The sequence below is a fragment of the Pseudoalteromonas sp. S327 genome, assembly GCF_005886415.1.
Taxonomy (GTDB): Bacteria; Pseudomonadota; Gammaproteobacteria; order Enterobacterales; family Alteromonadaceae; genus Pseudoalteromonas; species Pseudoalteromonas atlantica.
On the sequence record NZ_PNDP01000001.1, the window covers coordinates 172,096 to 199,015 of the forward strand.

23 protein-coding genes and 4 tRNA genes are annotated in these 26,920 nt (G+C 40.6%); 20 read left to right on the forward strand and 7 right to left on the reverse strand.

What is annotated here, in order from left to right:
• Position 1: 1 nt before the first annotated feature.
• The gene (locus CWB60_RS00835; RefSeq protein ID WP_138578681.1) at positions 2 to 916 is read right to left on the reverse strand and encodes a LysR substrate-binding domain-containing protein; all 915 of its coding nucleotides are present in this window, start codon (positions 914 to 916) and stop codon (positions 2 to 4) included.
• A 192-nt stretch (positions 917 to 1,108) separates the two neighbouring features.
• Here CWB60_RS00835 and CWB60_RS00840 point away from each other — a divergent pair, with 192 nt between their 5' ends.
• Positions 1,109 to 2,056 carry a DMT family transporter gene (locus CWB60_RS00840; RefSeq protein WP_138578683.1) on the forward strand — a complete coding sequence of 316 codons (948 nt, stop codon included), beginning with the start codon at positions 1,109 to 1,111 and terminating at the stop codon, positions 2,054 to 2,056.
• 34 nt (positions 2,057 to 2,090) lie between these two features.
• Here the strand turns inward: CWB60_RS00840 and fldB are convergent, their stop codons facing one another.
• The gene (fldB, locus tag CWB60_RS00845; RefSeq protein ID WP_004588002.1) at positions 2,091 to 2,612 is read right to left on the reverse strand and encodes a flavodoxin FldB; all 522 of its coding nucleotides are present in this window, start codon (positions 2,610 to 2,612) and stop codon (positions 2,091 to 2,093) included.
• A 106-nt stretch (positions 2,613 to 2,718) separates the two neighbouring features.
• On the opposite strand from fldB, the gene xerD reads away from it, so the two are divergent.
• The 17 genes from xerD (at position 2,719) to CWB60_RS00930 (ending at position 20,335) form a co-directional block, all read left to right on the forward strand.
• Positions 2,719 to 3,645: a site-specific tyrosine recombinase XerD gene (gene xerD / locus CWB60_RS00850; RefSeq protein WP_054983744.1), complete on the forward strand. Its 927-nt coding sequence runs from the start codon at positions 2,719 to 2,721 to the stop codon at positions 3,643 to 3,645.
• 60 nt (positions 3,646 to 3,705) lie between these two features.
• Positions 3,706 to 4,434: a bifunctional protein-disulfide isomerase/oxidoreductase DsbC gene (gene dsbC / locus CWB60_RS00855; RefSeq protein WP_138578685.1), complete on the forward strand. Its 729-nt coding sequence runs from the start codon at positions 3,706 to 3,708 to the stop codon at positions 4,432 to 4,434.
• Between the two features lie 282 nt (positions 4,435 to 4,716).
• Positions 4,717 to 6,438 carry a single-stranded-DNA-specific exonuclease RecJ gene (gene recJ / locus CWB60_RS00860; RefSeq protein WP_064385747.1) on the forward strand — a complete coding sequence of 574 codons (1,722 nt, stop codon included), beginning with the start codon at positions 4,717 to 4,719 and terminating at the stop codon, positions 6,436 to 6,438.
• 144 nt (positions 6,439 to 6,582) lie between these two features.
• A protein-coding gene (gene prfB, locus CWB60_RS00865) for a peptide chain release factor 2 (protein WP_096041210.1) occupies positions 6,583 to 7,681 on the forward strand; the annotation gives its coding sequence in 2 pieces (ribosomal slippage) (positions 6,583 to 6,657 and positions 6,659 to 7,681; 1,098 coding nt in all).
• A gap of 26 nt (positions 7,682 to 7,707) precedes the next feature.
• Positions 7,708 to 9,243 carry a lysine--tRNA ligase gene (gene lysS / locus CWB60_RS00870; RefSeq protein ID WP_004588007.1) on the forward strand — a complete coding sequence of 512 codons (1,536 nt, stop codon included), beginning with the start codon at positions 7,708 to 7,710 and terminating at the stop codon, positions 9,241 to 9,243.
• 396 nt (positions 9,244 to 9,639) lie between these two features.
• A complete protein-coding gene (locus CWB60_RS00875) occupies positions 9,640 to 9,822 on the forward strand; it encodes a hypothetical protein (protein WP_024031585.1) in 183 nt (60 codons plus the stop codon).
• 128 nt (positions 9,823 to 9,950) lie between these two features.
• A tRNA-Ser gene (locus CWB60_RS00880) sits at positions 9,951 to 10,043 on the forward strand.
• Between the two features lie 34 nt (positions 10,044 to 10,077).
• A tRNA-Arg gene (locus CWB60_RS00885) sits at positions 10,078 to 10,154 on the forward strand.
• A 149-nt stretch (positions 10,155 to 10,303) separates the two neighbouring features.
• A tRNA-Arg gene (locus tag CWB60_RS00890) sits at positions 10,304 to 10,380 on the forward strand.
• Positions 10,381 to 10,518: 138 nt separating this feature from the next.
• A tRNA-Arg gene (locus CWB60_RS00895) sits at positions 10,519 to 10,595 on the forward strand.
• A gap of 372 nt (positions 10,596 to 10,967) precedes the next feature.
• Positions 10,968 to 12,143, forward strand: a complete 1,176-nt coding sequence (locus tag CWB60_RS00900; protein ID WP_138576931.1) for an exo-beta-N-acetylmuramidase NamZ family protein — start codon at positions 10,968 to 10,970, stop codon at positions 12,141 to 12,143.
• Positions 12,144 to 12,152: 9 nt separating this feature from the next.
• Entirely contained in the window at positions 12,153 to 13,817 is a 1,665-nt protein-coding gene (gene pbp4b / locus CWB60_RS00905; protein ID WP_138576929.1) for a penicillin binding protein PBP4B, read from the forward strand.
• A 187-nt stretch (positions 13,818 to 14,004) separates the two neighbouring features.
• Positions 14,005 to 15,381, forward strand: a complete 1,377-nt coding sequence (locus tag CWB60_RS00910; protein WP_138576927.1) for a Na+/H+ antiporter NhaC family protein — start codon at positions 14,005 to 14,007, stop codon at positions 15,379 to 15,381.
• A gap of 193 nt (positions 15,382 to 15,574) precedes the next feature.
• A complete protein-coding gene (locus tag CWB60_RS00915; RefSeq protein WP_138576925.1) occupies positions 15,575 to 16,597 on the forward strand; it encodes a LysM peptidoglycan-binding domain-containing protein in 1,023 nt (340 codons plus the stop codon).
• 14 nt (positions 16,598 to 16,611) lie between these two features.
• On the forward strand, positions 16,612 to 17,469 hold the full coding sequence (locus CWB60_RS00920; protein WP_138576923.1) for a hypothetical protein: 858 nt from the start codon (positions 16,612 to 16,614) through the stop codon (positions 17,467 to 17,469).
• Positions 17,470 to 17,671: 202 nt separating this feature from the next.
• Positions 17,672 to 18,382: a hypothetical protein gene (locus CWB60_RS00925; protein ID WP_138576921.1), complete on the forward strand. Its 711-nt coding sequence runs from the start codon at positions 17,672 to 17,674 to the stop codon at positions 18,380 to 18,382.
• A 210-nt stretch (positions 18,383 to 18,592) separates the two neighbouring features.
• Positions 18,593 to 20,335 carry a potassium/proton antiporter gene (locus tag CWB60_RS00930; protein WP_004587502.1) on the forward strand — a complete coding sequence of 581 codons (1,743 nt, stop codon included), beginning with the start codon at positions 18,593 to 18,595 and terminating at the stop codon, positions 20,333 to 20,335.
• Between the two features lie 334 nt (positions 20,336 to 20,669).
• Here the strand turns inward: CWB60_RS00930 and CWB60_RS00935 are convergent, their stop codons facing one another.
• The 4 genes from CWB60_RS00935 to CWB60_RS00950 all read right to left on the reverse strand — a co-directional run bounded on the left by CWB60_RS00935 (position 20,670) and on the right by CWB60_RS00950 (position 24,172).
• Positions 20,670 to 22,199, reverse strand: coding sequence for a hypothetical protein (locus tag CWB60_RS00935; RefSeq protein WP_138576919.1), 1,530 nt, complete (start codon positions 22,197 to 22,199; stop codon positions 20,670 to 20,672).
• A 140-nt stretch (positions 22,200 to 22,339) separates the two neighbouring features.
• Positions 22,340 to 22,963, reverse strand: coding sequence for a hypothetical protein (locus CWB60_RS00940; RefSeq protein WP_138576917.1), 624 nt, complete (start codon positions 22,961 to 22,963; stop codon positions 22,340 to 22,342).
• A complete protein-coding gene (locus CWB60_RS00945) occupies positions 22,950 to 23,522 on the reverse strand; it encodes a sigma-70 family RNA polymerase sigma factor (RefSeq protein ID WP_085065520.1) in 573 nt (190 codons plus the stop codon). Before CWB60_RS00945 ends, CWB60_RS00940 begins: the two co-directional genes overlap by 14 nt.
• Positions 23,523 to 23,536: 14 nt before the next feature.
• Positions 23,537 to 24,172 carry an energy transducer TonB gene (locus tag CWB60_RS00950; protein ID WP_024031594.1) on the reverse strand — a complete coding sequence of 212 codons (636 nt, stop codon included), beginning with the start codon at positions 24,170 to 24,172 and terminating at the stop codon, positions 23,537 to 23,539.
• A 145-nt stretch (positions 24,173 to 24,317) separates the two neighbouring features.
• On the opposite strand from CWB60_RS00950, the gene CWB60_RS00955 reads away from it, so the two are divergent.
• Together CWB60_RS00955 and CWB60_RS00960 are read left to right on the forward strand one after the other, a co-directional pair.
• Positions 24,318 to 24,824, forward strand: a complete 507-nt coding sequence (locus CWB60_RS00955; RefSeq protein ID WP_054983855.1) for a DUF3087 domain-containing protein — start codon at positions 24,318 to 24,320, stop codon at positions 24,822 to 24,824.
• Between the two features lie 34 nt (positions 24,825 to 24,858).
• Positions 24,859 to 25,308: a low molecular weight protein-tyrosine-phosphatase gene (locus CWB60_RS00960; RefSeq protein WP_024031596.1), complete on the forward strand. Its 450-nt coding sequence runs from the start codon at positions 24,859 to 24,861 to the stop codon at positions 25,306 to 25,308.
• A 43-nt stretch (positions 25,309 to 25,351) separates the two neighbouring features.
• On the opposite strand, the gene CWB60_RS00965 is transcribed toward CWB60_RS00960, so the two are convergent.
• A complete protein-coding gene (locus tag CWB60_RS00965; RefSeq protein WP_138576915.1) occupies positions 25,352 to 26,464 on the reverse strand; it encodes an energy transducer TonB in 1,113 nt (370 codons plus the stop codon).
• Between the last annotated feature and the right edge of the window lie 456 nt (positions 26,465 to 26,920).

A 26,920-nucleotide genomic window follows, 5' to 3' on the forward strand; every position in this document is an offset into this window, starting at 1 on the left:
ACTACTCGTTTGCTGTTTTTAAAAACTCGCGTTTAAGCCACGCTCGTAATGCGCTTACCTGTGGGTGATTAAGCATGGCGTGGCTCGTTGCAAAATAAAACTGCTGATGCGGATTTACAATGCTTTGGCCAATTTGCGTGAGCATGCCGTGCTTTATATCGTCGCGTACAAATTGTTTGTGGGTGACCAAAACGCCAAGCTGGCGCATCGCGGCTTGCGTTGCTTGCACTGAAATATTAAAGGTTAAGTTATTATGCTGCTTAGGCTGCGCTAAATTATTAGCCTCGCACCACGTTTGCCAATCGTTTTGTCTACGTGGGTTGGTAACGTAGATTGCTTTAAAACGCTGCAGCAAATTTTGCGCGGTTAACTCATCTTTATTTAAGCCAGCTAAAAGCTGTGGGTTACAGACTAAAATTAACTGATCGTCGGCTAGTTTTTCACAGTGATAATTTTGCCACTTATCGGGCTGGCCATGAATAATCGCTGCATCAATCCCTTCACGCTCTAAATCAAATTCTCCCACCAAGTTAGAAATACGAATGTCACTGTTTGGCGAAATTCGCTGAAAATCGGCCACCCTAGGGATCCACCAGTGCAGTGCTAGTGAGTTAACCATATTGAGTGTTAAATAAGTTGGCTCATTCGCTGTGTTACTTGCCTCTTGGCTGGCTGCTAAAATTTCAGCCATGGCCGGGGCTATGCGTTTGTAATAGCGCTCACCCACAGGGTTGAGCTCAACGCGGCGACCAATGCGATTAAAAAGCGGTGTATTAAGTTGTAACTCTAACGCTTTAATAGACTGACTTACCGCCGAGTGACTAATACTTAGCTGCTCAGCCGCGAGCACCATGCTGCCAGTTTCGGCAACAGCTATAAACGTATAGAGAGATTTTAACGGCGCTGATTTGATCATAGGTTATTTATTAACAGTTAAGTTTTACTTACAGGTTAGTTTAATATTATTCGCTTTTAAATTTATAAAGTACACGTAAAATTAGCGCCATAAAAGCCAATGCCAATTTTTTGAAAAATAATAAATAGATTAAAAAAATTAAGCCTTTAATTTTGCTTTTTACATTCATTTTTTATTCAAAGGATAACTGCGGTGACGTTAAATTCTCGTGCTAGTATGTTTATGCTGCTCTCTACATTTACCTTGGCGTTAAATAGCTTTATAGCCAAGTTACTTACCGATTACTTTAGCACCAGCGAAGTGGTTTTTTTACGGGTGTTTTTACCCGCGATTATTATGCTGGCATTGGCGGCAGGTATTAAATGGCAGCTGCCTAATAAATCAGCATGGCGAACCTTTGCTATTCGCGCAATTTTTATAGTGCTGTGCCAAAATTGCTTTTTAGTGGCGCTAAATACTTTAACGCTGGTGGAAGCGGTTATTTTATTTAGCACTGGGCCGTTATTTATACCGCTAATAGAACGGGTGCTTTTTAAAACTAAATTAAATTGGTTATTGCTACCTACAATGGCGCTGATGTTTGCGGGTGTGATTATTCAAAATATTCATAGCGACGGCATACAATGGCGCTGGAGCTTATTAATTGGTTTAGGGGCTGGTATTTTTAATGCCTGCTCGCAAATCACCTTGTTTAGAGCCAGTAAAATTAAGCTTCCGATGATGGTTATTAACGGTTGGAGTTTTACGCTGGCTGCCATTTTTATGGTGCCAGTATTAATGTTTACCAGCGAAGGTGAGCGCTTTTATCAAGGTTTTGCAATCGATATAAGCAATTATAGTTTATTACTGATGGTGGCGTTAATTGGGTTTTCGACTGCTGCAACGCAGTTTTTTAGAGGAAAGGCGTACCGATTAGCCAGTTCTAACTCGCAGCTAGCACCGCTTATTTATTCTAACTTATTATTTGCGTTGTTATTTCAGCTAATTTTTTACGATACAACATTAAGTTTATCGCAAGTAATAGGCTCAGCGCTTATTGTACTGGCATGTATTATTAATACCTTTGCGCCTAATTGGCTATTGCAAAGGCAAGCAAAAATACGTGAAAAAAAGTGCGCTAAAAAACTTAGTTATTTGTAATGCGTTGGCCTAAACATGGTTTAGGCCAAACTCGTTATAGCGTTTCGCTATACTCTGTCATTATTTGTTCAACCCAGCTGGCTATGCGCTCATCGCTTAGCTCGTATTGGCTGTCTTCATCAAGCGCCAGGCCAACAAAGTGTTTGCCATCGGGGGTAAGTGCTTTTGACGCTTCAAACTCGTAGTTTTCATCGTTTGGCCAAAAACCAAGTTGCGTAAACGACTGGGTATTTATTTCATCGTGAAGCATACCAAGGGCGTCTTGAAACCATTGTCCGTAACCTTGTTGGTCGCCCATGCCAAATAAAGCAATGGTTTTACCATTTAGGTTTACATCTTTAATGTCGTCCCACTTAGACTCCCAGTCTTCTTGTATTTCTCCAAAATCCCATGTTGAAATACCAAAGATGATAAAGTCGTACTGCTCTGCATTTTTAAGTGGTTCGTCTTTAATATTGTGTAAGGTCACTACATCGGCGCCAATAAGGTCGCGAATTTTTTCTGCTGCCATCTCTGTGTAGCATGTAGTAGAGCCAAAAAATAAACCAATCTGCATCGTATTTATCACTGTGTAATTGCCTGTTATGATAGGGCGCAGTTTACCGTAAGGTATTTTTAATTGATACCTTCTACCGTGGGTATTACCAACATGAGATCACAACGTGACAACGCTACCTGACGATTTACCTGAACCAAATACCGAGCTAAACAGCAACAGCGACTTTTTAGAAACCTTTTTAGATAGCTTGTACTTAGAGCAAGGTGTAAGCGAAAACACCCTTAGCGCGTATCGCAGTGACCTAGATAAGTTTTGTCAGTTTTTAAAAGGCGAAAGCTTAATGACGGTAACCAGCTTAGATATAGAAAGCTACCTAGCGTATCGCGTAGATTTAGGGTTAAAACCACGTAGCACGGCACGCAGCATAAGTGCTTTAAAGCGGTTTTATCAGTATTTTGTACGTGAAAAACATATCGCAAGCTCACCGCTTGAAAACATTGCGCAACCAAAAGCGGGTCAATCGTTACCTAAAACGCTCTCAGAAGCCGAGGTAGAGGCATTATTAAGTGCGCCCAATATTGAAGAACCAATGGGGCTGCGCGATAAAGCCATGCTAGAGCTACTTTATGCTACGGGCTTGCGTGTAACCGAGCTTGTAGGGCTGCGTATGGAGCAAATTAACTTGCGCCAGTCGGTTGTGTTTGTAAAAGGTAAGGGCAACAAAGAGCGCTTAGTACCTTTAGGCGAAGAAGCCATGTACTGGCTTGAGCAGTTTTTAAAAGGGGGGCGTGCACAAATGATAAAACACGCCACCGATTTTGTGTTTCCTTCAAAACGCGGTGTAGGTATGACCCGACAAACCTTTTGGCATCGTATTAAACACTATGCTATTTTGGCGTCTATTGAGTCAGATTTATCGCCGCATACATTGCGTCATGCCTTTGCAACACATTTACTTAATCATGGTGCCGACTTAAGAGTGGTGCAGATGATGTTAGGGCACAGCGACTTATCGACTACACAAATTTATACCCATGTTGCCAATGAGCGATTAAAATCGGTACACTCAGAGCATCATCCGCGCGCGTAATATGAAATTTAATATCAGCTTAGCGGTCAATTTAGTACGTATTATTAGATAGAGAAAATTATGAAAAAATTAATGTTAGCAGGTGCAATGTTGTGCACAAGTATTAGTGCATTTGCAAATGGCGTAGCCACAACGCCAGATGCTAATGATCCTATTGTTACTAAATTTGCTACGTTAGGTGTAACAGTTAAGCAAATAAACCCAAGCCCCGTTGCCGGTTTAAAAGAGCTTATTACAAATAAAGGTGTACTTTACGCCAGCCCAGACGGCCAGTTTTTAATGCAAGGCACGCTAATTGATTTAAACAACCGCAGCAACTTAACCGAGCAAGCGTTAAATGGTGTCCGTGTTGAAGGTATTAAAGAATACCAAAATTCAATGATCGTTTATAAAGCGCCTAACGAAAAACACCAAATTACGGTATTTACCGATATTAGCTGTGGCTATTGTCGTAAATTACACCGCGAACTAGACGACTTGCTTGATGCAGGCATTACTGTTCGTTATTTAGCGTTTCCGCGTGGTGGACTGCAAGGTTCGGGCTACGCCGATTTAATGAATGTATGGTGTGCACGCGACCAGCAAGAAGCACTAACAGAAGCTAAATCAGGCGAAGACACAACAGTTGTTGCCGGTTGTAGCGCACCAGTAGCTGAGCATTACCAGCTAGGCCAAAGCTTTGGTATTAGCGGCACGCCAGCCATTATTTTAGAAGACGGTACAATGATCCCAGGCTACCAGCCAGCCGCGGCATTAAGTGCAGCGCTTGAGGCGAACAAAGCAGGTTAATTAAAAATCTGAGTAACTGTTTAATACCAATCCGCGATAATATTTAATCATTTTGCGGGGCTAAACATGCTGCTACAGGCGTTAAAAAATGCTTATTTACGACTGCATGGATGCAGAAGATAGAGCAATGCCGAGAACAACTAAATAGCGAATTTATTGCCTAGCTATCAACACGTTTTTCCAGCCTCAAAATAGATCACTTAATTAAGCGAATTGGTTTAAAAAGGCCTTTATGGCCTTTTTTTGTCTTTTTATTATGAACACCATAAGTTAAAAACCAGCATGAAAAAACTGATCATTGCGCGCGAAAATGTAGACGATTCTTACCTGCCAAGCGATCTGCACCCTGTTATTAAGCAAATTTATGCCACGCGTAACGTGCAAAATGCACACGAGCTAAATAATAGTGCAGCCACGCTAATCGACTTTAAACTGTTTAAAGACATCGACAAAGCCACCGAGCTATTAATTGATGCGCTGAATGCGCAAAGCCGCATTTTAATTGTTGGCGACTTCGATGCCGATGGCGCAACCAGTACAGCTACCTTAATGCAAGGCTTGGCAATGTTTGGCTTTAATAACTTAGACTACCTTGTACCGGACAGGTTTAGCTTAGGCTATGGTTTAAGCCCTGCGCTTGCTGAGCAAATTGTTGATATAAAACCAGAGCTGGTCATTACGGTAGATAACGGTATTTCATGTATCGCAGGCATAGACATACTAAAAAAAGTGGGCATTAAAGTACTGGTTACTGATCACCACTTGCAAGGGGAGCAGCTCCCTAATGCCGATGCAATTGTTAACCCAAATCGCCATGATTGCCGTTTTCCTTCAAAATCAATTGCGGGTGTCGGCGTTGCCTTTTACTTGCTTATAGCCCTTAGAAGCACGTTACGAGAGCAAGGTTATTTTGAACGCCATGCTATGCCAAATTTAGCCGACTTGCTTGATATAGTTGCCCTTGGCACCGTGGCCGATGTAGTTGCGCTTGATGCAAATAACCGCACTTTAGTACACCAAGGGTTGGCGCGTATTCGCAGCGGTAAAACACGCCCAGGTATTACTGCGCTTATTGAAGTGGCTAATCGTAATGCAGCGCGTTTAAGCGCCAGTGACTTTGGTTTTTCGTTGGCCCCGCGTTTAAACGCAGCAGGGCGACTAGATGACATGAGTTTGGGCATAGCGTGCTTATTAAGTACCGATATAAACCAAGCAAGGCGGATTGCCAGCGAGTTAGATAGCTTAAACCATGCACGACGCGAAATAGAGCAGGGCATGCAAGCCGAGGCGCAAGCAGTGCTTGATAGGCTCGCGTTTAGTGACGACACCATTCCCGATGCCATTTGTTTATACCAAGAAGATTGGCACCAAGGTGTTATTGGTATTTTGGCGGGTCGCTTAAAAGAAAAATACCACCGCCCAACCGTTATTTTTGCCGGTGGCGAAAACGGTGAAATAAAAGGCTCGTGCCGCTCTATTGAAGGGCTGCACATGCGCGATTTACTCGAAGGGCTAAATACCGCCGACCCGCACTTAATTAATAAATTTGGCGGCCATGCCATGGCGGCAGGGCTAAGTATTGATGAGCAAAATTTTAATGACTTTAAAAACGCGTTTGATGCAGCTGTAAGCGCGCAATTAAGCGAAGAAAGTAAACGCTGCATTGTATTTACCGATGGCGAGCTGCCAAACGAGTGCTTTACAATGGACTTTGCTCAGCTATTAAAGCAATCAGGCCCATGGGGGCAGCAATTTCCTGAGCCGGTATTTGAGCACACCTTTGAAGTTATTCAGCAGCGTATAGTAGGCGAAAAACACTTAAAGCTGGTGCTTAAACATCAATCTGGGCGCTTAGTTGACGCCATTGCATTTGGAATAGATGTAAAAGCATGGCCCGACACCGAGGCCCGTTATGTCAAAGTGGCTTATCAGCTCGACATAAACGAATTTAGAGGCAAGTTTAGTCTGCAATTAATTGTTCGCGAGCTTGAAAAAGTGCATTAAAAAATATGCACAATGCATGCATAAAAGGCTAATAAAGCGCGCGGTTTTTTGTTAAAATCGGGCGTTTTTATCATTTGACGATAATTTATTGCGTTTAGTGCTAATTTTAGCGCGCAATAATCTAGCCATTTTGGAGTAATGTACATGTTTGAAGTGAATCCTGTGATTAATCAAATCAAGGAAATTCGCGAACGTACTGAACTGCTTCGGGGGTACCTTTGACTACGCTCACAAACAAGAGCGCCTAGAAGAAGTAAACGCCGAACTTGAAGATTCAGCCGTATGGAATGAACCTGAGCGCGCACAAGCACTTGGTCGTGAAAAATCAGCCTTAGAAGCGGTTGTTGAAACAATCGACAACTTAGTAGCAGGTGCTGACGACGTAGAAGGTTTATTAGAGCTTGCAGTAGAAGCAGAAGACGAAGACACGTTTGTTGAAGCGCAAACTGAACTTGAAGGCTTAAATAAACAGCTTGAGGGTTTAGAGTTTCGCCGTATGTTTTCGGGCTCTCACGATGCAAACGATGCTTACCTTGATTTACAGTCTGGGTCTGGCGGTACTGAAGCACAAGACTGGTGTAACATGTTATTACGCATGTATTTACGCTGGGGCGAAGCGAAAGGCTTTAAAGTTGAGCTAGTAGAAGCAACCGATGGCGATGTGGCCGGTATTAAAGGTGCAACAGTGCGCTTTGTCGGCGAATACGCATATGGTTGGCTGCGCACAGAAACAGGCGTACACCGTTTAGTACGTAAAAGCCCATTTGATTCAAGTGGTCGTCGTCATACCTCGTTTGCCTCTGCGTTTGTTTACCCAGAAGTAGATGACAATATTGAAATTGATATTAATCCAGCTGACTTACGTATAGACGTTTACCGTGCATCGGGCGCGGGTGGTCAGCACGTTAATACCACCGAATCGGCAGTACGTATTACTCACGTACCTACCAACACGGTTGTTCAGTGTCAAAACGAGCGTTCACAACACAAAAATAAAGCCCAAGCAATGAAGCAGTTAAAAGCAAAATTATTTGAGCTTGAACTTCAGCAGCAAAATGCTGAAAAGCAATCGCAAGAAGACGCAAAGTCGGATATTGGCTGGGGAAGTCAAATTCGTTCTTACGTACTTGATGATGCACGTATTAAAGATTTACGAACTGGCGTTGAAAACCGTAATACGCAATCGGTACTTGACGGCAACCTAGACAAATTTATTGAAGCCAGCCTAAAATCTGGCCTATAACCACCAAGCTAAAAAAGAGCTAAAAAATGACTGATCAAATCCAAGACGAAAATAAGTTAATCGCTGAGCGTCGCGGCAAATTAGACGCTATTCGCGAAAATTGCCCAGCCAACGGTCATCCTAATCAGTTCCGTCGTGAACATTACACGGCTGATTTACAGGCTGAGTTTGGTGATAAGAGTAAAGAAGAATTAGTAGAGCTTAAGCACGTTGTATCAATTGCTGGCCGTATTTTAGCTAAGCGTGGTCCTTTTATGGCCATTCAAGACATGAAAGGCCGTGTACAAGCTTACGCATCTAAAGATGTGCAAAAAGACTTAAAAGCAAAATATGGCCAACTAGATATTGGCGATATTATTGGTGTTAAAGGTGCGCTTAATAAATCAGGTAAAGGCGATTTATACGTAGAAATGACCGAGTACGAACTACTTACTAAATCACTACGCCCATTACCAGAGAAGTTTCATGGTTTATCAGATCAAGAAACCAAGTACCGTCAACGTTATGTTGATTTAATTACTAACGAAGCGACGCGCGAAACATTCCGCATTCGCTCACAAGTAGTTGAAGGTATTCGCCGCTTTTTAGCAGAGCGCGACTTTATGGAAGTAGAAACGCCAATGCTACAGGTTATTCCTGGCGGTGCGTCTGCGCGTCCATTTGTGACTCACCATAACGCACTTGATATAGACATGTACTTACGTATAGCACCTGAGCTTTACCTTAAGCGTTTAGTCGTAGGTGGTTTTGACCGCGTATTTGAAATTAACCGTAACTTCCGTAACGAAGGGTTATCAACGCGCCACAACCCAGAATTCACTATGATTGAATTTTACCAAGCATACGCTGATTACATCGATCTGATGAACATTACCGAAGACATGCTACGTACAGTTGCAACAAACGTTTTAGGTAGCCCAATTGTTGTTAATACAACTAAAGATGAAAACGGCGAAGTTATCGACTCAGTAGAGTACGACTTTGGCCAACCGTTTGAGCGCCTAAGCATGGCTGATGCTATCTTAAAATATAACCCTGAGTTTGATGCTGCGGTATTTAATGACCCAGAAAACCACTTTGAAGAATTAAAAGCGTACGCTAAACAAGTGCACGTTAAAATTCCTGAAAATTGTGTATGGGGCCCAGGTAAGTTTTTATGTGAAATATTTGAAGAGACGGCTGAGCACATGCTTATCCAACCTACATTTATTACAGGCTACCCGTGGGAAGTATCGCCACTTGCGCGCCGTAACGACGAAAACCCATTTGTTACCGACCGCTTTGAGTTTTTTGTTGGCGGACGTGAGCTTGCAAATGGCTTCTCGGAGCTTAACGATGCACAAGATCAAGCAGAGCGCTTTACTCGCCAAGTTGAAGAAAAAGACGCCGGCGATGATGAAGCAATGCATTACGATGAAGACTACATACGCGCACTAGAGTACGGCTTACCGCCTACTGCCGGTGAAGGTATTGGTATTGACCGCTTAGTAATGTTATTTACTGATTCACCAACCATTAAAGATGTTATTTTGTTCCCGCATATGCGCCCACAAGCTGACTAAGCTTAAACAAAATAAATGTGATAAACGCCGCTAAATTTTAGCGGCGTTTTTGTGTGAGTACAAAAATAAGCGCCAATGCAGGAAAAGTTGGAGAGTAAATTGCTTTATAAAAACAGACGAAAGAGAGGATAAGATTGTTCGCTTTTTAATTAATTAGTACTAAGCTAAATTTTAAAGCTAGTTATTAGTACTTATTAATAGTTAATTCAGATTGGGTTATTTAATGTAGCCTTGTTTTAAATGACCTTAATAACAGTGCTATAACGTAATTTTATGACTGTTTTTTAAACATTATGTTGTATTTATGTAAAAAACTTAGCTAAAATACGCCAAAATTTTGAGCTGGGTTAAAATAGCACTCTAAATATGAATTCTCAAATGGACTTAGAATATAATATGAAAGACAACCGAGTTGAAGAATCGCCAGAAACTGACACCACAGAGCAAAAGCGACAAGCTTATTACCGAGCCTGTATTGCTGAGTTTCAGCAATTAGGTTACCAAGAGCAATATTTAGCGCAGCTCAAAGATGATTTAGTGCCTTTAATGGGCGTTAATCCACAAGACAAAAACATTTAAATCGTTTACTTTTCAAACCAATTATACAATTAAAGCTGACTTATGTGCGTTCTGTAACCAGATAGTCATTTTTGGCATAAAAGTGTTTGACATATTTTCTGAAATCTTTATTATACGCCCCACAAGACGGAGAGGTGTCCGAGTGGCCGAAGGAGCTCCCCTGCTAAGGGAGTATAGAGTTTGTAGCTCTATCGAGGGTTCGAATCCCTCCTTCTCCACCATTTCTTTTAATGGCAGTCTTGTAAAGTAAAGATTGGGCGCATAGCTCAGCTGGATAGAGTACCTGGCTACGAACCAGGCGGTCGGAGGTTCGAATCCTCCTGCGCCCACCACTCTTTACACACTCTGCTTAGAGTATAAATAAGTTAAAGTGTTTGGTTTAAAACCAAATCGGTCGGAGGTTCATTCTTACAAGATACGTCCTGCTTCCAGCACTTTTTACACACTCTGCTTAGAGTATAAATAAGCAAATAGTAAAAGTGGGCGCATAGCTCAGCTGGATAGAGTACCTGGCTACGAACCAGGCGGTCGGAGGTTCGAATCCTCCTGCGCCCACCACTTTCATATATAAGCCGACAAAAGTCGGTTTTTTTGTGTCTGAAATAACATATAAGTTAAGCGCATATTTTACAATGTATACTTATATTTATTGTTTCAGAAACTCCACTTAGAGTATAAATAAGAAAAAATGAAAGTGGGCGCATAGCTCAGCTGGATAGAGTACCTGGCTACGAACCAGGCGGTCGGAGGTTCGAATCCTCCTGCGCCCACCACTTTCATACATAAGCCGACATTAAGTCGGTTTTTTTGTATCTGAATTTTGAGAAAGCTATCAGCTATCAGTTAAGCAAAACAAACACCCCTGCTAAAAATTTCAGCGTAGACGTAGAGCTTGCTCACGTTAGAAGCGCAGCTTCTAATTACTTATGCATATATTCAAACCCATTTACGAGCGATGCTCGTCGCGCTAGCAAGCTTAGCGCCTAAGGGTAAACTTTAAACCCTGAGTTTAATTGTCGTAGACATAAAGCGTGATCACGTTAGAAGCGCACCTTCTAGTTACTTATGTACAGCTCAAAACCATTCACTGCTCTTTAACTTAAGCTGTGGTATTTTAAACACCTTGTTTAAAAGGAACTTGCTGTATGTTTAAAGCTGTATTCATCACCTTTGTTTTACTATTTATCACTATTTTTAATGTGGGCGCGCACGCTCACACAGCTCAAACAACGCCAATTGTTGGCGCTGCTCAATACAAACATTATTTGCCACAGCTACAAAATAAACGTGTTGGGCTTGTGGTAAATCAAACATCGCTTGTTGAAAATACTCATTTGGTTGATGCTTTACTCACTAAAAATATAACCATAACCAAAATTTTTGCACCTGAGCATGGCTTTAGAGGCGATCACGACGCAGGAGCTCATGTTAAAAATGCGGTTGATAGTAAAACCGGTATCCCGCTTATTTCTATTTATGGCAAAAACAAAAAACCAAGCGCTGAGGCTTTGAGCGAAGTAGATGTTATTATTTTTGATATTCAAGATGTGGGCGTGCGCTTTTATACCTATATAAGCTCTATGCATTACATGATGGAGGCCGCAGCCGAGCAGGGCATAGAATTTATTGTGCTTGATAGGCCAAACCCCAATATTGCCTACGTTGATGGGCCAATACTTGAGCGCCAATTTAAATCGTTTGTAGGTATGCACCCGATCCCCGTGCTGCACGGCATGACGGTAGGCGAGCTTGCAAAAATGATCAAAGGCGAAAGCTGGATCAATAAAGCGGCTGATTTAAAGCTTACGGTGATCCCGGTTGATCATTACACGCGCTTAACATCCTACAATTTACCTGTAAAACCCAGCCCTAATTTACCGAACGATCAATCAATTGCGCTGTATCCGTCGCTTTGCTTTTTTGAGTCAACCCCTGTAAGTATTGGCAGAGGCACCGACTTTGCGTTTCAAGTCATTGGCTACTCGCCCGTTGCGCTTGGGGATTTTAGTTTTACACCGCGCTCTATTAAAGGGGCGGCAGCAAACCCTAAATTTAAAAATACCCCTGTAAAAGGGCTCGATTTACGCACAGCAAACACGCGCGGGCTTGATTTAAGTTACTTAATAACGGCTTATAATAAATTAACTAAAAACAATATTACCTTTTTTGAACGCGCTGATTTTATGGATAAATTGGCTGGCACTAACAAACTACGTTTAGCTATTGAAGCAGGGCAATCAGAGCGGCAAATAAAACAAAGTTGGCAGCAAGGGCTTGCAGCATTTAAAAAGCAACGAGCGCCTTATTTGCTGTACAAGTAAGGGGAGCAAATGGCTTTAGTAATAAACAAAAAATTAAGAAGCTGTTTTAAAACGGCTTTACTGGCGCTTGTTAGTGTTACTCTTGTAGCGTGCAGTTCGGCAAATAAGCCAAATGAGTTTACAGCCAGTGAGCTTAAGCAAAGCAAATTAGTAACGCTTCCAAACGCCCAAGTTATTGTCACTTTTCCTGAGGCTAACCCAAGTAGCCGTGAGTACGTAAATAACCGTGGCACATTTAAAGCGTATAAAGGGCGAGGGCAGTTATTAATTCAAAATAATAACGCGATAAGCGCCGATATTTTTATAAATAACCAAAAGCTTAATATTACCAACCAATTAGCCGCTAATACTTTATATGAGTATTCGCTAGCAAGGCGCACTCACAACGGGGTAAATACGTTTAAGGTTGAAAATATTAAACCTAAAGGCGCAAGCCTTACCTTGCGCTTTGAGTTTCCAACCTTAAATACCGCTGCGCAAAGTAATATAGACTTTAGCCAGGTCGATGCCCTTATTGAAAAAGACATACAAGCTGGTTTTCCTGGTGCGGTATTGGCTGTTATTAAAAGTGGCGAACTCATAAAGCTTAGTGCCTATGGCGATGCCAAACAGTACCAACAAAGTGATTTAATGCTACTACGCCCAGAGCCAATGCAAACACACACTCTGTTTGATTTAGCCTCTAACACCAAAATATTTGCCACTAATTTTGCCCTTATGAAACTTGTAAGCGAAGGACTTTTAAATATAAACAAGCCCGTACAAAGTTACTTACCCGAATACAAAGGTGATGGCCGCGAGCTGCGCACAGTTAAAAATTTACTTACGCATACTGCGGGTTACCCGCCTGTGTTTGATTTTCATCGTAAAGGTGCTAAAAATGGCGATGCGTATTTTTCGCAAAATAGCCAAACAACAAAGCAGCTGTTACTTACGCAAGTGCCGCTGAGCAATAAATACCCCGCACAAGCCGTTTACTCCGATATTGATTACATGATTTTAGGCGTACTGGTTGAACGCATAACCGGGCAACCACTTGATGACTACCTAGAGCAACACATTTACGCCCCACTTAAATTGACCAATACGGTATTTAACCCACTTAAAAAGGGCTTTAAACGCGCTGAATTTGCAGCAACCGAGCTTAGCGGCAATACCCGTGATGGCCGTATTACCTTTGATAATATTCGTACCAATGTTTTGCAGGGCGAAGTGCACGACGAGCGAGCATTTTATTCGTTTAATGGCGTAGCAGGGCATGCCGGTTTATTTAGTAATGCACCCGATTTAGCTGTGCTTTGCCAAGTACTATTAAACCAAGGTGGCTTTGGCAATACCCAATTATTTAGCGCATCAACTTTAACGCAGTTTGTAACGCCACAATTAAACAACGAAACCTATGGCCTAGGCTTTAGGCTTGCAGGTAACAACCAAGCTAGGCGTTGGCATTTTGGCCCTTATGCAAGTGCACAAGCGTATGGGCACACCGGCTGGACGGGCACAGTAACGGTTATTGACCCAACCTACGACTTAGCCATTATTTTATTGACCAATGCGCGGCACACAAAAATAAAAGGAAGCCAAAAACATTACCAGTTTTTGGGCAAACAATACGAGACCGCGCAATATGGCTCGGTGGTATCGCTTATTTACGAAGCACTACTAAATCAATAAATTATCGTTTAGGCTAAAACGGCCTAAGTGCAGTGCCTTAAGTGATTTATTTGCAGGTGACTTAACTAAGCCAATCCATTAAGCTAAGCGGTTTACAAATTCAGGCCACATTTTTAAAACGGCCTGTAAAATAAGCGTTTCAACGTGAATAAAGCGAACGCACTTCGCTATTAATAAAGGTTAATTTATGTCTTGGTATTCTATATTACCGCCGCTCATTGCTATCGCTATCGTATTTTGGCGAAAAGAAGTAATAATGGCACTTTTGGTGGCCGTGGCTTCGTCAGAATTTTTACTCGCTATACAAGGCGAGGGTAATACCTTATTTGCTACATTTTTAAATACCATTGAGCGCATAATATCGGTAGCCAGCTCGCCGGGTAACACTCGCATTTTAATATTTAGTATTATGATTGGTGCCTTGCTTGCCTACATACGCGAATCTGGCGGCGTAGCAGCCACCGTTAATATGCTTATGAATAAAGGCATTGCAAAAAGTAAGCGCCAAGTTGGCTTTTTAACCATGTTTACCGGCATCGCGGTATTTATAGAGTCAAACCTCAGCGTATTAACCTCAGGTATTGTATCGCGTGGCTTGTTCGACAAGTTTAAAATGAGCCGAGCCCGTCTTGCTTATATTATTGATAGTACCAGTGCACCGGTGTGTATTTTAATATTACTTAACGGTTGGGGCGCATTTGTACTGGGTTTACTTGGCAATTACGAGCTAAGCGAATCGGCAGTTTCTATTTTATGGGGCAGCGTAGGGTATAACTTTTACGCGATTATCACGCTAGTCATTGTGTTTTACACTATCGCGTTTGATAAAGTACACGGCCCAATGAAAGAAGCCGAGCAAAAGCTAGAGCTGCAAAAAACCGATCTAAAAGAAGAAATAAAAGGCTCTAAAGCGCGTTACATGCTCGTGCCATTACTTACCCTAATTGTGAGCATGGTAGGCTTTATGTTTTACACCGGCAACGGCGTACTTGCAGAAGGCAGCGGCTCTAAATCGGTTTTATACGCAACGGTATTAGCCATTGTGGTTGCATATGTTTTAATGATTAGCTCGCGCCAATTTACTCACCATCAATTAGTCGACACCGGCTTTAAAGGCATGGGCGAGTTATTACCGCTGGTGAGCATTGTATTGCTTTCACTTACACTGGGCGCAAGCTTAAAAGAGCTAGGCACGGGCGTATTTGTCGCATCACTAGTGGGCGATTACTTACCTATTTACTTAATTGTACCAGTGCTGTTTTTAACCGGCGCGGTTATGTCGTTTACTACGGGTACATCGTGGGGCACATTTGCCATACTTATTCCTATTGGCGTACCGCTTATTCAAGCGCTCGGTTTGCCACCTTCACTGGTGGTGGGCGCTATTTTAGGCGGCGGTATATTTGGCGATCACTGCTCCCCTATATCCGACACCAGCGCTGTATCGGCACTCGCCTCGGGGTGTGACTTACTCACCCACGTTAAAACGCAGCTACCGTACGCGTTATTTGGCGGCGCACTGACGTTTATAGCGTACTTAGTAACAAGCATAATAGTGTTATAAACGCATTTTAGAATACGACAATTCCAAACACTCAAAAGCCTGCTTAATTGCAGGCTTTTTAATATTATACAATGCTTAATTAAACTGAAATTATAGATGAATATCATCCAATAGAGTTAAGCTAAATTGACATGGTGGGTTTGTCCTCGTATATTTATGCCCATAATGGAATTTAAATATATTAGGAATAAAAATGGTAAAGGAATACATTGTAAAAAAAGGTGATACATTATGGGATATATCTTCTAAACACTTAGGGTCTCCAATGGAATGGCCTAGGTTATGGAAGTTTAATAACCGAAAAGAAGTTGTGGCTATTACTAATAAGCCTATAACTAATCCCGACCTAATTTATCCAGGGCAAAAAATACTCATACCTTCTTTAGATATTTCTCAAATTAAAATTAAGCAAAATGCCAGAGCATTTAATACAGTTAATGAGTCTTCACAAAAACAACTCCCTAAAATCACTTCGCCAATTTCATTAAGCTATAAGTTAGATGATATAAGACAACCTCCAATTGTACTCCCTAATGCTATAGTGGAAATTAAAATGACAGGTAATATTGTTTTATCTAGTGTAGATAAATATCCTGTTAATTACGTAGTTAACGATAAAAAATTAGAGGCGACGGTAACATCTCAAGCTAATAAAGCTTTTGGAGCATTAATTAGTGAAACAAAATTAGCTTTCGACGAAAAAACTAAAAAGTTAACGCTTGGAACTAATATTGTCTCTAAGAGTACTACTCCAAACAGCCCAACTACATCACTGGGAATTGAAGTCACATCAAATTCACCAATACCAAAATTAAAATATGAAGTGCAGCTCCCTCAATTAAAAGGAAAAATTAATCAATTTAACTATATAGCTGAAAAAGTGTCGTTTGTTTTAGAAGTAACATTTACGGGCTCAGATGGTAAAAGTGCTAGAGAACATAACCCTGACAGTAGTGTATGGGATAAGCCCTTAGCTATAGGACTATTTGCTGGAGCTACATTAATTGTTATTGGTACTTTAGTAGAAGATTACGTCACATTAGGTGCAGGAGTCGCTGATGATCCCGCTAGTTTTGCTGCAGCTGCAGGGATGACAGCGAGGGGAGTTGTATTATGGGGTTCTGCTAGAGCAGTAGTTATTCCCGCTGTATTACCCGCAGTTGTTAGGTTTAGCACTTCTATAGTCCCAGTCGCAACACTTAGACACGCCCATTAAAAGAGGTTTATTTAGTGAGAATATTTTCAATTGTTTTTTTATTTTTTCTCAGTGGATGTACTTACTTAGAAAGTGCATCAGAACAAGCTAAGCGCTTAGGTAAAACATACCAATTAGATATCCGAGCTGGCGATACTCGTTTATTTTTCCCTGAACAATTTTTAGGAATTGAAGGCAAGCCGCCTACACTTGAAATGCAAAGCACTTCTTTGGAGGATTCTTCAGAGTCACTTGATGGCATTGAAACCGCGCTGGAGGTTTACCCTGAAGGCTTTGTTTCCAAATTTATTAATGCTATTTATATTTCAGGACCTATGCTCATGGAGGGGGCTGAAGCGGGGGGAACATATTCAAGAAACTCTATAATATTATCAAATATCTCAGATAAGAACGGTACTAACTTCAATTATGAAAATTCGTTACGGGGAGTTCATCACGAGCTTAGTTCTTTAATTTATTTACGCTCCCCTTTTGTTAATCTTGCATGGCAAGGTCTGTTGCCTGAAAGTTGGAGTCCTGCTTCCTCGAATTATGAGGCTTTAACGCAAGATAGAAGTATAGGGCCTGATTATGAAAATGGATTTTTATCTACCTACGGTAAAACTAATATTGAGAACGACTTTAATATTTTCGCCGAATTTGCTTTTTCTGAACCTGAAAAGCTACGAGACCTTGCAGCTAAGTATCCAACTATAGCTAAAAAGCTGAGTTTATTTATTACTGCATATAAGCAGGTTCTTCCTGAATATCAGCAGGGCTTCGAAGAGTATTTCACTAATACGGGTTTAAGCGATGTTGCTATAAAACCTGATAATGTAGAGATTACAATCCACAGTGATTTTAGTAATATTAAGCCTCAAATAATTCACTAAGTAAATTTAGTAAAGGGCTTATGTTTTACATATAGTCATGGTTCATACTTAAGATATTCCTCTGTTAAAGAAGCATAAATCGAATACTCTGAAGCAGCTTTTTATGTACCTTAAATCATTGTAATAGTAACTAGTCAGGATTTCTCTACGTAACTTTAAATGATATGATTTCACCAATTAAATAATAAATAAGGACATTTTTATGGATATTATGATTGGTCAGCAAGCTCTTAAAAAGAAAAATCAGCTAACTCAGTTATCAGAGCGAGCAATCGGTCGAGACTTCAAAGAGCAAGCAGCATTAGCTATACAAATGACTCAATGCAGTGCAGCTGTTTATAGGAGGTTACAGCGCACTTATAAATCAACTGTAACGCCACGAGATGAAAAAAGAGTTAAAGCCGGAGGCTTGAGTACACAGTCAGTAACTTTTTCCACAAGTAATAATAGCCAAAAATCTTTTAATAGCCTACTACCTGCAATGCGTGGTGGGAGAGCCGCACCAACTAATACTTCCAAAACATCCAATGATGTTGCCGTTGCTTCTAATCAACCACAAGCAGTTAATTTGTTAGCTTTATTACACCCTGTAATAAGCAGTGATATTATGAAAACAGGTAACGCAGTAGAAAGAACAGCTACTATATTAGGACTGGTCACAACTACAGTTGGTTTTGTTGTTCCTGGAGGTGGAGCCGTATCCTCTATTGTTAGTTGGGTAGGTAGTGGCGCTACTTATTCAGGTTTCACTATGTCAAGAATACGTCCTGATGCGCCGGATAGAGCCTATCATCAATTAACTAACTACATTACGTGTTTAGCGGCTTGGAATAAAAAAGCGTGTGAGTTAATCGATATAGCTGATCCAAATGGACAATGGACTTTTAGGGATATTGAAAACGGATTCTCATAGAGTTAAGGCTGAAAAGACAGTTTTAAATATTTTATGAGAGGACTCTACTAAATATACGAAAGCCTGCTTAATCGCAGGTTTTTTTGTTTTAAATATGCAGTTAAGTACCCGTATTTATATTTTTTAGGTTATTGTATGGCATGAGCTTTAAGTTTTTTAATAGCTATAAATTCTTACTTTTTAACTTATACAAGGCTGTAAACCCACACTATGTTTGTAATAGATAATATCATTCTTGTTAGTGCCATTTTAATTTTACTAGGGGTTATCTCGAGCAAGCTATCTGCGCGCGTTGGCCTACCCGTGCTGGTGCTATTTTTACTGGTGGGCATGCTTGCAGGTGAAGACGGTATTGCAGGTATATCATTTGATAACGCAGAGGCGGCTCATGCTCTAGGCACGTTAGCACTGGCTATTATTCTATTTGATGGTGGGCTACAAACGCCAACCAGCTCTATTAAACAAGTGTGGAAACCTGCTTCGGCTTTAGCAACGGTCGGGGTGCTTTTAACGGCTGTAATTACCGGCCTTGTCGCCACTTATATTTTAGACTTACCCGTATTACAAGGCGTTTTACTGGGCGCTATTGTGGGCTCTACAGATGCCGCTGCCGTATTTGCACTTTTACGTAGCGCCGGTATTCACCTAAATAAAAAGCTTAAATCAACCCTTGAAATAGAAAGTGCCTCGAACGACCCAATGGCTATTTTTTTAACGGTTGGTTTGCTCGAAATGCTAGTGAACGACATGCCAATAGGGCTGGGTTTACTGCAGCTATTTGCCCAGCAAATGGGTGTTGGCGCCGTTTGTGGGTTTTTAATAGGTAAAGTGTCGGTTTGGTTTATTAATCGAATTAAACTAAATGCATCGGGTTTGTATTTAGTGATGGTAACCGCATTTGGGCTGCTTTCTTTTGGCCTTTCTGCAACGCTTGGCGGCAGTGGCTTTTTAGCTGTATTTATAACCGGCGTTATTTTAGGTAACAGTAAATTTGTATATAAACGCGGTATTTTTCTGTTTCATGACGGTTTAGCGTGGCTAGGGCAAATAACCATGTTTGTTGTGTTAGGGCTTTTAATTAACCCCTCGTCGTTGGTTGATGTATGGCTAGAAGGGTTGTTAATTGCACTGGCACTTATTTTTGTTGCTCGCCCACTAGCGGTAGCGCCAATTTTAAAATTATTTGGCTTTAATAATCGCGAAACATTATTTGTATCTTGGGTGGGGCTAAGAGGCTCAGTGCCGATTATTTTAGCTATATTCCCACTGTTGTTTGGCCTTTCAGGGGCTGAGCTTATTTTTAATGTGGTTTTTTTCGTGGTGTTAATCTCGGCCACGTTGCAAGGCTCAACTATGCCTTGGATGGCTAAAAAGTTAAGTTTAATAGAGCCGCCACCCGATTTAGCAGCTGCAACGCTCGAAATTACCGCCCTAAATGATATTGATATAGAAATTGTAGAGTACACGTTAAGTGAGGTTTCTCGGGTTTCTGGGCGCAGTTTGTCACATGCTGCTCTGCCAGAAAGTGTAGTTGTAGCCATGATCACACGAGGGCCTTCAATTATACCGCCACGCGGCTCTACTAAATTAAAACCAAACGATCATTTATTTGTTGTTTTAAAACCCGCTAACAGACCTTTTGTTGATTTAGTTTTTACAGCAACCGATAAAACAAACCACCAAGACAGTCACTTAGCGCGCAACGAACTTAAAGTGAAAGGGGTTACGCTAGTAGGCGATATATTTTACTCATATCACATGAAAATAGACGCCCCAGAGGGCATAAGCTTGGAAGAGGTGATCAACCAAAAGCTCTCAGGAGAAATCAGTAAAGGCTCAATTGTGGTTATTGGTAATGTTCAACTACGCGTTATAACAATGGTACATACACGTATAGTGACCATCGGCTTAAAGTACTTACACAATCCAGAACAACGACTTTTAAAGCAGTAGCCATTACCGATGATTTACAAGATATTAGCGACGTAGGTTGGGTTGAGTGACACGAAACCCAACGTATCACCGATGCAATGAGCAAACCCAAAGCTAATTATATGTAGTGTATGTTGTAGGCGTACAGCTTGCTGGCGCTGTGTATAAGACCAAAACCTAAATATAGCATGGAACCTTATTCAAGGTTTTGGCTGACTACTATCGCTTGTAGTCAGTTCTGTTTGGTAACGAGAATAACTATTTATTCAATTTGGATTGTTTAAATATTTAAAAGCCAGCTAAGTAGCTCACTTTTTTAAAAGAGTACACAGAAACTTTTCCTTAGGTTATATACCTATCTTTTTGTACATCGTTTTACTGCCACTATAAAGTGCCAAGTAAAAGTTAAAAAGAAAATATGGTAAATCAAAGTTACGAACTCCATCCCTTCTTTTAAAAACCTACCATATGGTGGTATTCCTTTGGCCAAGGCATTTAAGTTTTTTGAAATACTAATTATGTATTCATTTAAAGGTTCATATATTTTATACACGTAATTATTTTCATAACCTAAAATTAAAAAATAATAAATAATTGCTGTTACCAGCATCAAACTTAGGGGAGTAAATATACTAGAACCAAAATTAGATATGCTTTCATTAAGCCATAAGACCGCTTTCTCGGCTGAAAAGCCATTTTTAGCTTTTAGCTCTTCTTTGTATTTTTTCATTTCTAAAGCGAAGTATTTATTTGCTTCAATTTGATTCCCTATTTTGTCGAATGAATGTTTTATGATCCTGAAGGTTTCTCTGTTTGTATTTTTGTAATTTATTTCTGCATTTAAAAAGTTAGGTGATTCCTTCAAATTTGTATGCTCAAAATCTAACCCACTATAAAACTTAGCTTTTCTAAAGTTTGTAAAATTAAGAAACGTAACATATTCAAATTCGATTTTTTCTAGGCTTGTACTACCAACACAACCAAACTCACATTTTTCAAAGCCTGAAAAATCATCAAAAATACTTCGATTCATTTTGAACTGGTTAAATTTGGTTTTGTAAGCATCGAATAATGACTTGAAGTTAACATTAGATATCAGTGTACATTTGATATCACACTCTTTAAGTTCAACTTTGCCTTCAAATTCCATATTTTGGATTTTTAAAACTTCTATTTCACTTTTGTTAAGTAATAAGCGTTCTTTGAATTCACAGTTCTCTATGTGTAAGTTACATATTTTTTGGATAAATCCTTCGGAATTAAAAAAGATGCTTTTCAGGTAGGTTCCTCTATGAAAAATTACCTGACACTTAAAAGTGCAATCATTAAATAAATAACTCTCTATTTCTAGTTTATCAATTGCGCTTTCAGGAGACGCACTTGTGACAGCTCCTTGAAAGACACAATTTTGAAAAATTGTTCGCTCAGTAACATCTTCTATCATTAGAAAAGAGTGTATAGACCAATCATTCAGAAATATGCAATCTTGGAAAAAGAGCTGAACATTAGGCAAATTTATACTGCCAAAGTATATAGTGGAATCATCAAAGTGGATCCCTTTAAATTGCTTTAGAAGCTTAAAGAAATCAAATTCGTCTCTTGGATCCCTTTCTGGAAATTTTATCTGCCGAAGATGAATTATTTTTTGCTTTTTAGTGGGTAGGTTCTCTTGTGCATATTTACCAGAAGCAATTTCTTTTTTCGGCTCTTCAGATGAATTTTTTAATACGTTTTTTCGTATGTGGTATTCAAGATCATCATAAAACTCTTTAAGTTTTCCATTCATTTTATCTGTTTGATAATCACTTTTATTGCAATGAAGGGCACATTCCCCATTGAACATTGCTGGGATGTTACAATTATTTTGAATACAAATATCTGACACTATTATTTCCTTATAAATTACAAATACCTTTAACTTATTCTAAATTAATTATGCGATTTATGATATTTACTAATACGCACGGATTTTATAAAATATTGTATCTATAATAATTAATTACCACCATCTAAGCTCCAAACCACCTAAGCCCCACACTGCCTAACCCCAGCACCCGCATGTTTAAGCGCTACAATCTGCCCTTTACCGTTATGCGCCATAGCGAGCATATCGCCCGTATTTAGACCTCTTTCTACCGCATGCTTACCCTTTAAATCACTGAGCAGTGACTGCTTAATTTGTACCAGTACCTCGTCATTACAGCTGGCTATGTACCAGTCGTTATCAACCTTTACGAGCGTGCCGTATTCTATGTGGCGTTGTTGGTGTAAGCGCAAGCTATTAGCGTGTTGTGTATCGAGTGCGTGTTTTTGCTCGGTAATGGCGCTTGTGTAACTGCCCGATGGGTTTATTTCGTGGGTTTTAATAATTGAGTAGTCGTGAATGTCTATAGTTTTAAATGAGCTGTTAAGCACCGTTTTAGGTGCGTGGTTAATGCCCTCGTTACTATCAAACACAATAAAGGCGAATACGCCCAGTGCGCAGGCAAGGCTGGTTAACTGTAGCGTAAAACTAAGCCTTGAGGGCTTTTTATGGCTGGCATTATTAAGTAACGCTTTTTGTTGGGAAGCGCTGAGTGTAGTGCGTGCTTTTCGCTCTTTGTAGTGTTGAGTGAGCTTTTGATCAAACTGCTCATCAGGCTTGTTCATTGTTTGCTCCTAATAAACGTTTAAGGTTTTGCTTGGCATAGCGCAGCCTTGTTTTTACGCTCTCATGGTTGCTTTGCGTTATAAGCTCTATGTCGGCAAGGCTAAAGCCTTCTTGTTGTAAGGTAATGGCTTCGCGTTGTACAAAGCTCAGTTGCTTGAGTGCGCTATCGAACGCTTGGTAATTTATATTGCTAATACTATTGTTATTACCTTGCTCATTTTGCTGCGCGGGTAGGTGGGTGTTTTCGTCAAGCTCTACAAAGCGCTGCTGTTTGCGGTATTCGTCTACTAATGTGTTGCGCGCGAGTTTAAATAACCACGCTTTTGGCGTGGTTTGCGCTTGGTAAAGGTGGCGTTTTTCGATTACTTTTAGCCAGGTTTGTTGGCTTACGTCGTATGCTAAATGCGTATTAGATTGCGTCACTAGGTAGTGATATAAATCGTTACTGTATAAGGCAATAAGCTGCTCTAAGTGGCGGTTGTCGCCACTTTTTGCGTAACTTGCCATGCAATCCTTGCTTGGCGTTTCAAATAACCATGACTTAATACTGAGTAGCATAGGCGTTTAGTCCGTTAAATAGAGTTATCTAATTTAAAATCGAGCTGTACGGTTTGATCTGTTTGTAATTGTGCCACACCTTCTATTACTTTGGGGCGATATTTCCAGCGTTTTATGGCTCTTATTGCTTCGCGGTCAAAGGTGCGTTTGGGCTCGGCGTTTATTACCACTGGGTTTATTACTTCGCCGGTGGGCGAAATACTAAAGCTCAGTTGTACCCAGCCTTCTATGCCATTGCGCGCGGCAGATGTTGGGTATTTTGGATTTATGCGCACTATGGGTGTTGCATCGCCTGTTGGGCGGTTAATCGTGCTATTTATATCATCTCCAAAATCATCAATAGTGATTGGTGTTAATTCGTTAATCGCTATTACAGGGTCGTTTGAGGTATCGATTGGTGGTGCTTTAGGCGGCGTTTTTGGTACAGGCGGTGGTGGCTGTATTTTTTGTATATGCCTTACTTGTGAATCCTCTGGCGCCTGAAAAATCTCTACAATAATATCGTCGCCGAGTTTTATAGGTGCGCGCTGCTCGCCACTAATTAGGTATTGCATAAATGCAAAGGCGGCAAAGGTCATTACTGCGCCGCCAATAACGGCGGTTGATGTTTTAATAAATGCTGAATTATTGGGTACTTCAAGTGTGTGCATAAGCCGCTCCGAGTAAACTTATTGGGTTGTTTAAAAGCTATAACGGGGGGCAAATAAAAAAGGGGTTAAATTATTTTATAAAAATTGCGGGGTTTAGTTACAATAGCGTTCGCTATATTTTTACTTATTAATTTTTTAGGCTGTTATGCAACTCATACAAATAGATAAAGCACGTTACCGCAAACATTTAAATAGGGTAATTGTAGGGTGTGCGGCGGGTTTAGCTGTTGGCAGCTTGGCTATATCGCAAACGTTAATTGCGTTGTTTCCTGATGAAAGTGGGAGTCACTTTCATTGGAATTTAACCGGTGTTGTTATAACAAGTTTGGCCATTGGCTGGCTGTTAAATAAATACCGTACCCATAGTTTTATGACCGAAGTAGTGTACGTGTGGGAGCTAAAACAAGCGCTTAATAAAATAACCCGCAAAATGCCAAAGCTAAAAGCGGCAGGGCGCGAGGGTAATGCCGATGCATTATTAGCGATTCATTATAGTTATGCGGGCTCACGGCTTTTATGGCAGCTTGACGATAACACCATTACTATGGATGAGTTAGCTATAAAACAAGCCGAGCTTGATAGTGTGGCGGCCAAGTATAACCTGACTTTAAATGCCGATGACTATAACGAGGCTATATTAAAACAGTTTTAAAGCCTAGGTGATTAAATTAGCTAAAGGAGCCTTAATGAAAAAAGTACTGATAGTGTGTTTAGGTAATATTTGCCGCTCGCCCACAGCAGAGGCGGTGTTAAAAGCGCGTGCTAAAAAATTAGGCGTTGAGGTTAAGGTAGACTCGGCAGGGACTATTGGCTACCACGAAGGTAAAACGCCAGATAGCCGCTCAATGGCTGCGGGTGAAAAACGCGGTTATAGCTTTAAAGGTATATTTTCTCGCCCAGTGCGCAGCAGCGATTTTACTGAGTTTGATTTAATTTTAGCGGCCGACACACAAAACTTAGCTGACTTAAAAGCGCAATGCCCCACCCATTTACATTACAAGCTGGCATTGTTTTTAGAATACGGCGAGCAAAGCCAAAGCGCCATACCCGACCCATACTACGGCGGCGATGATGGCTTTGAAAATGTGCTCGATTTAATTGAAGCCGCAAGCGATAAAATACTCGCAAAGCTTTGAATAAAACTACCTGAACAAAAAAGACGCTATAATACCTTGCGTGTTATCTGGCTATTTTAAAGTCGAGCTGTACTTGCGTGCTTGCAACAACGGGTTGGCCGTCTTCAAATTTTGGTGCATAACGCCACTTTTTAAGTGCCGTAAGTGCCGACCTTTCAAACTCTTTCCCCCCTTGTGAGCTAACTACCTCTGGGTTTTTAACAAAGCCTGCGGTATCTACGTCAAATTCAACAACGACAATACCATCTCGCATTTGGCGTGCTTTGTTTTGTGGGTACTCAGGATTTTTGCGGTATATAGGTGTTTGCTCTTGTGTTTTTTTCCACGGCACCATTTTAGCAATTGCTAAACAATGCTTAGTGGCTTGCTCGCTTTGGCCTGTTTTTTCGTAAAGGTTAACAAGCTTTGAGTGCGCAGTAAGCTCAGCGCTGTGATCAAAGCTTAAGTTGTTATCAAATACCGATACAACATGGTTTAGTCGTTCAATGGCTTCATTGTATTTTTTCTTACCTTGAGCAAACGACGCCATTAAAAAGTCGGCTTTAATGCGCTCTACGGTGTTGTCGTCTAGGTTATTACGGTAGTAGTCATCGGCTTGGTTAAGCAGTGTTTTAGCTTTATGGTACTTTTTATGAGCAAATTTTTTGGCAAGCAGCGAGGCTGCTTCAAACTGCATGTCGGCAACAAATTTAGGGTTGTTTTGTGTTTTAGCTATTTCAATTACACGGTCGTAATTGTTATCGGCTTGATAGGCCGAGCTGGTGTTTTCAGCCTTGCCTATTAGGGCGTCGATTGTTTCTATTGCATTTTTACCGTGGTTATTTGCCAGTATTGTATAGGCTTGCGAGTAAAGTTCGAAGCGTTGCTCTGATACATTTTTTTTGTCGTTGGTAGAGCGCGGCGCTGTAATTGCTTTGGCGTAATTAATAGCAAGGCTTGCGGTGTTATCACTTTTATCACCATAAAGCGCAAGGCCTGTAGTATAGGCATGTTTAGCTGCTTGCTCTATGTTTTCGTCTTTTTTAACAGCCGTTAAATAACTTTGGTATGCATCAGAAAAGGCGGCTTTATCATCGCTTACTTGGCTTGCATTGGCCTGGCTTGCAAAAGGCGTAAAGGTTAATCCGATAACTAAGGCGAGGTGTTGTGCTTTCATAATAATCCCTATTAGTGTTCAATCTAGAAACAAAATACCACAAGTGATAATGGTTTTCATTATCTTTTGTGTGGGCGCTTGCTTATAAAACTAACTAATTACCTAACTACCAATGTGCACTAAGCTGTAACTAATTTTCGCCATTAAACTGTGCTAAAAGTGCCTGCTGAGATAACTAGGTAACACCGTTTTAGCTTTTTATAGGTGCGGTGTATTAACTTAATGTATAAGCAGCGTGGTAAAAGTAATAAAATTAAAATAGCAAATGCGTACAAGTTTGTCATTGTTTTGGGGAAATAGCCCTAGGTAGTGGGAGTTTATTGCATATTAAGATTGAAAATAGCCTGTGTAATCGCCATATATTTGCCATAAACCTAGTGTACTACGATCTAACTTTAAACATTTGTGATATTATCACCTTATGGTGTCGTAGTTATTTAATTATTTGGATTTGTC

Excerpts from the sequence above, each read along its gene's own strand:
- CWB60_RS00835 (WP_138578681.1), bottom strand. The coding sequence starts at position 916 with ATGATCAAATCAGCGCCGTTAAAATCTCTCTATACGTTTATAGCTGTT.
- fldB (WP_004588002.1), bottom strand. The coding sequence starts at position 2,612 with ATGCAGATTGGTTTATTTTTTGGCTCTACTACATGCTACACAGAGATG.
- dsbC (WP_138578685.1), top strand. The coding sequence starts at position 3,706 with ATGAAAAAATTAATGTTAGCAGGTGCAATGTTGTGCACAAGTATTAGT.
- recJ (WP_064385747.1), top strand. The coding sequence starts at position 4,717 with ATGAAAAAACTGATCATTGCGCGCGAAAATGTAGACGATTCTTACCTG.
- lysS (WP_004588007.1), top strand. The coding sequence starts at position 7,708 with ATGACTGATCAAATCCAAGACGAAAATAAGTTAATCGCTGAGCGTCGC.
- CWB60_RS00875 (WP_024031585.1), top strand. The coding sequence starts at position 9,640 with ATGAAAGACAACCGAGTTGAAGAATCGCCAGAAACTGACACCACAGAG.
- CWB60_RS00900 (WP_138576931.1), top strand. The coding sequence starts at position 10,968 with ATGTTTAAAGCTGTATTCATCACCTTTGTTTTACTATTTATCACTATT.
- pbp4b (WP_138576929.1), top strand. The coding sequence starts at position 12,153 with ATGGCTTTAGTAATAAACAAAAAATTAAGAAGCTGTTTTAAAACGGCT.
- CWB60_RS00910 (WP_138576927.1), top strand. The coding sequence starts at position 14,005 with ATGTCTTGGTATTCTATATTACCGCCGCTCATTGCTATCGCTATCGTA.
- CWB60_RS00915 (WP_138576925.1), top strand. The coding sequence starts at position 15,575 with ATGGTAAAGGAATACATTGTAAAAAAAGGTGATACATTATGGGATATA.
- CWB60_RS00925 (WP_138576921.1), top strand. The coding sequence starts at position 17,672 with ATGGATATTATGATTGGTCAGCAAGCTCTTAAAAAGAAAAATCAGCTA.
- CWB60_RS00930 (WP_004587502.1), top strand. The coding sequence starts at position 18,593 with ATGTTTGTAATAGATAATATCATTCTTGTTAGTGCCATTTTAATTTTA.
- CWB60_RS00940 (WP_138576917.1), bottom strand. The coding sequence starts at position 22,963 with ATGAACAAGCCTGATGAGCAGTTTGATCAAAAGCTCACTCAACACTAC.
- CWB60_RS00945 (WP_085065520.1), bottom strand. The coding sequence starts at position 23,522 with ATGCTACTCAGTATTAAGTCATGGTTATTTGAAACGCCAAGCAAGGAT.
- CWB60_RS00950 (WP_024031594.1), bottom strand. The coding sequence starts at position 24,172 with ATGCACACACTTGAAGTACCCAATAATTCAGCATTTATTAAAACATCA.
- CWB60_RS00955 (WP_054983855.1), top strand. The coding sequence starts at position 24,318 with ATGCAACTCATACAAATAGATAAAGCACGTTACCGCAAACATTTAAAT.
- CWB60_RS00960 (WP_024031596.1), top strand. The coding sequence starts at position 24,859 with ATGAAAAAAGTACTGATAGTGTGTTTAGGTAATATTTGCCGCTCGCCC.
- CWB60_RS00965 (WP_138576915.1), bottom strand. The coding sequence starts at position 26,464 with ATGAAAGCACAACACCTCGCCTTAGTTATCGGATTAACCTTTACGCCT.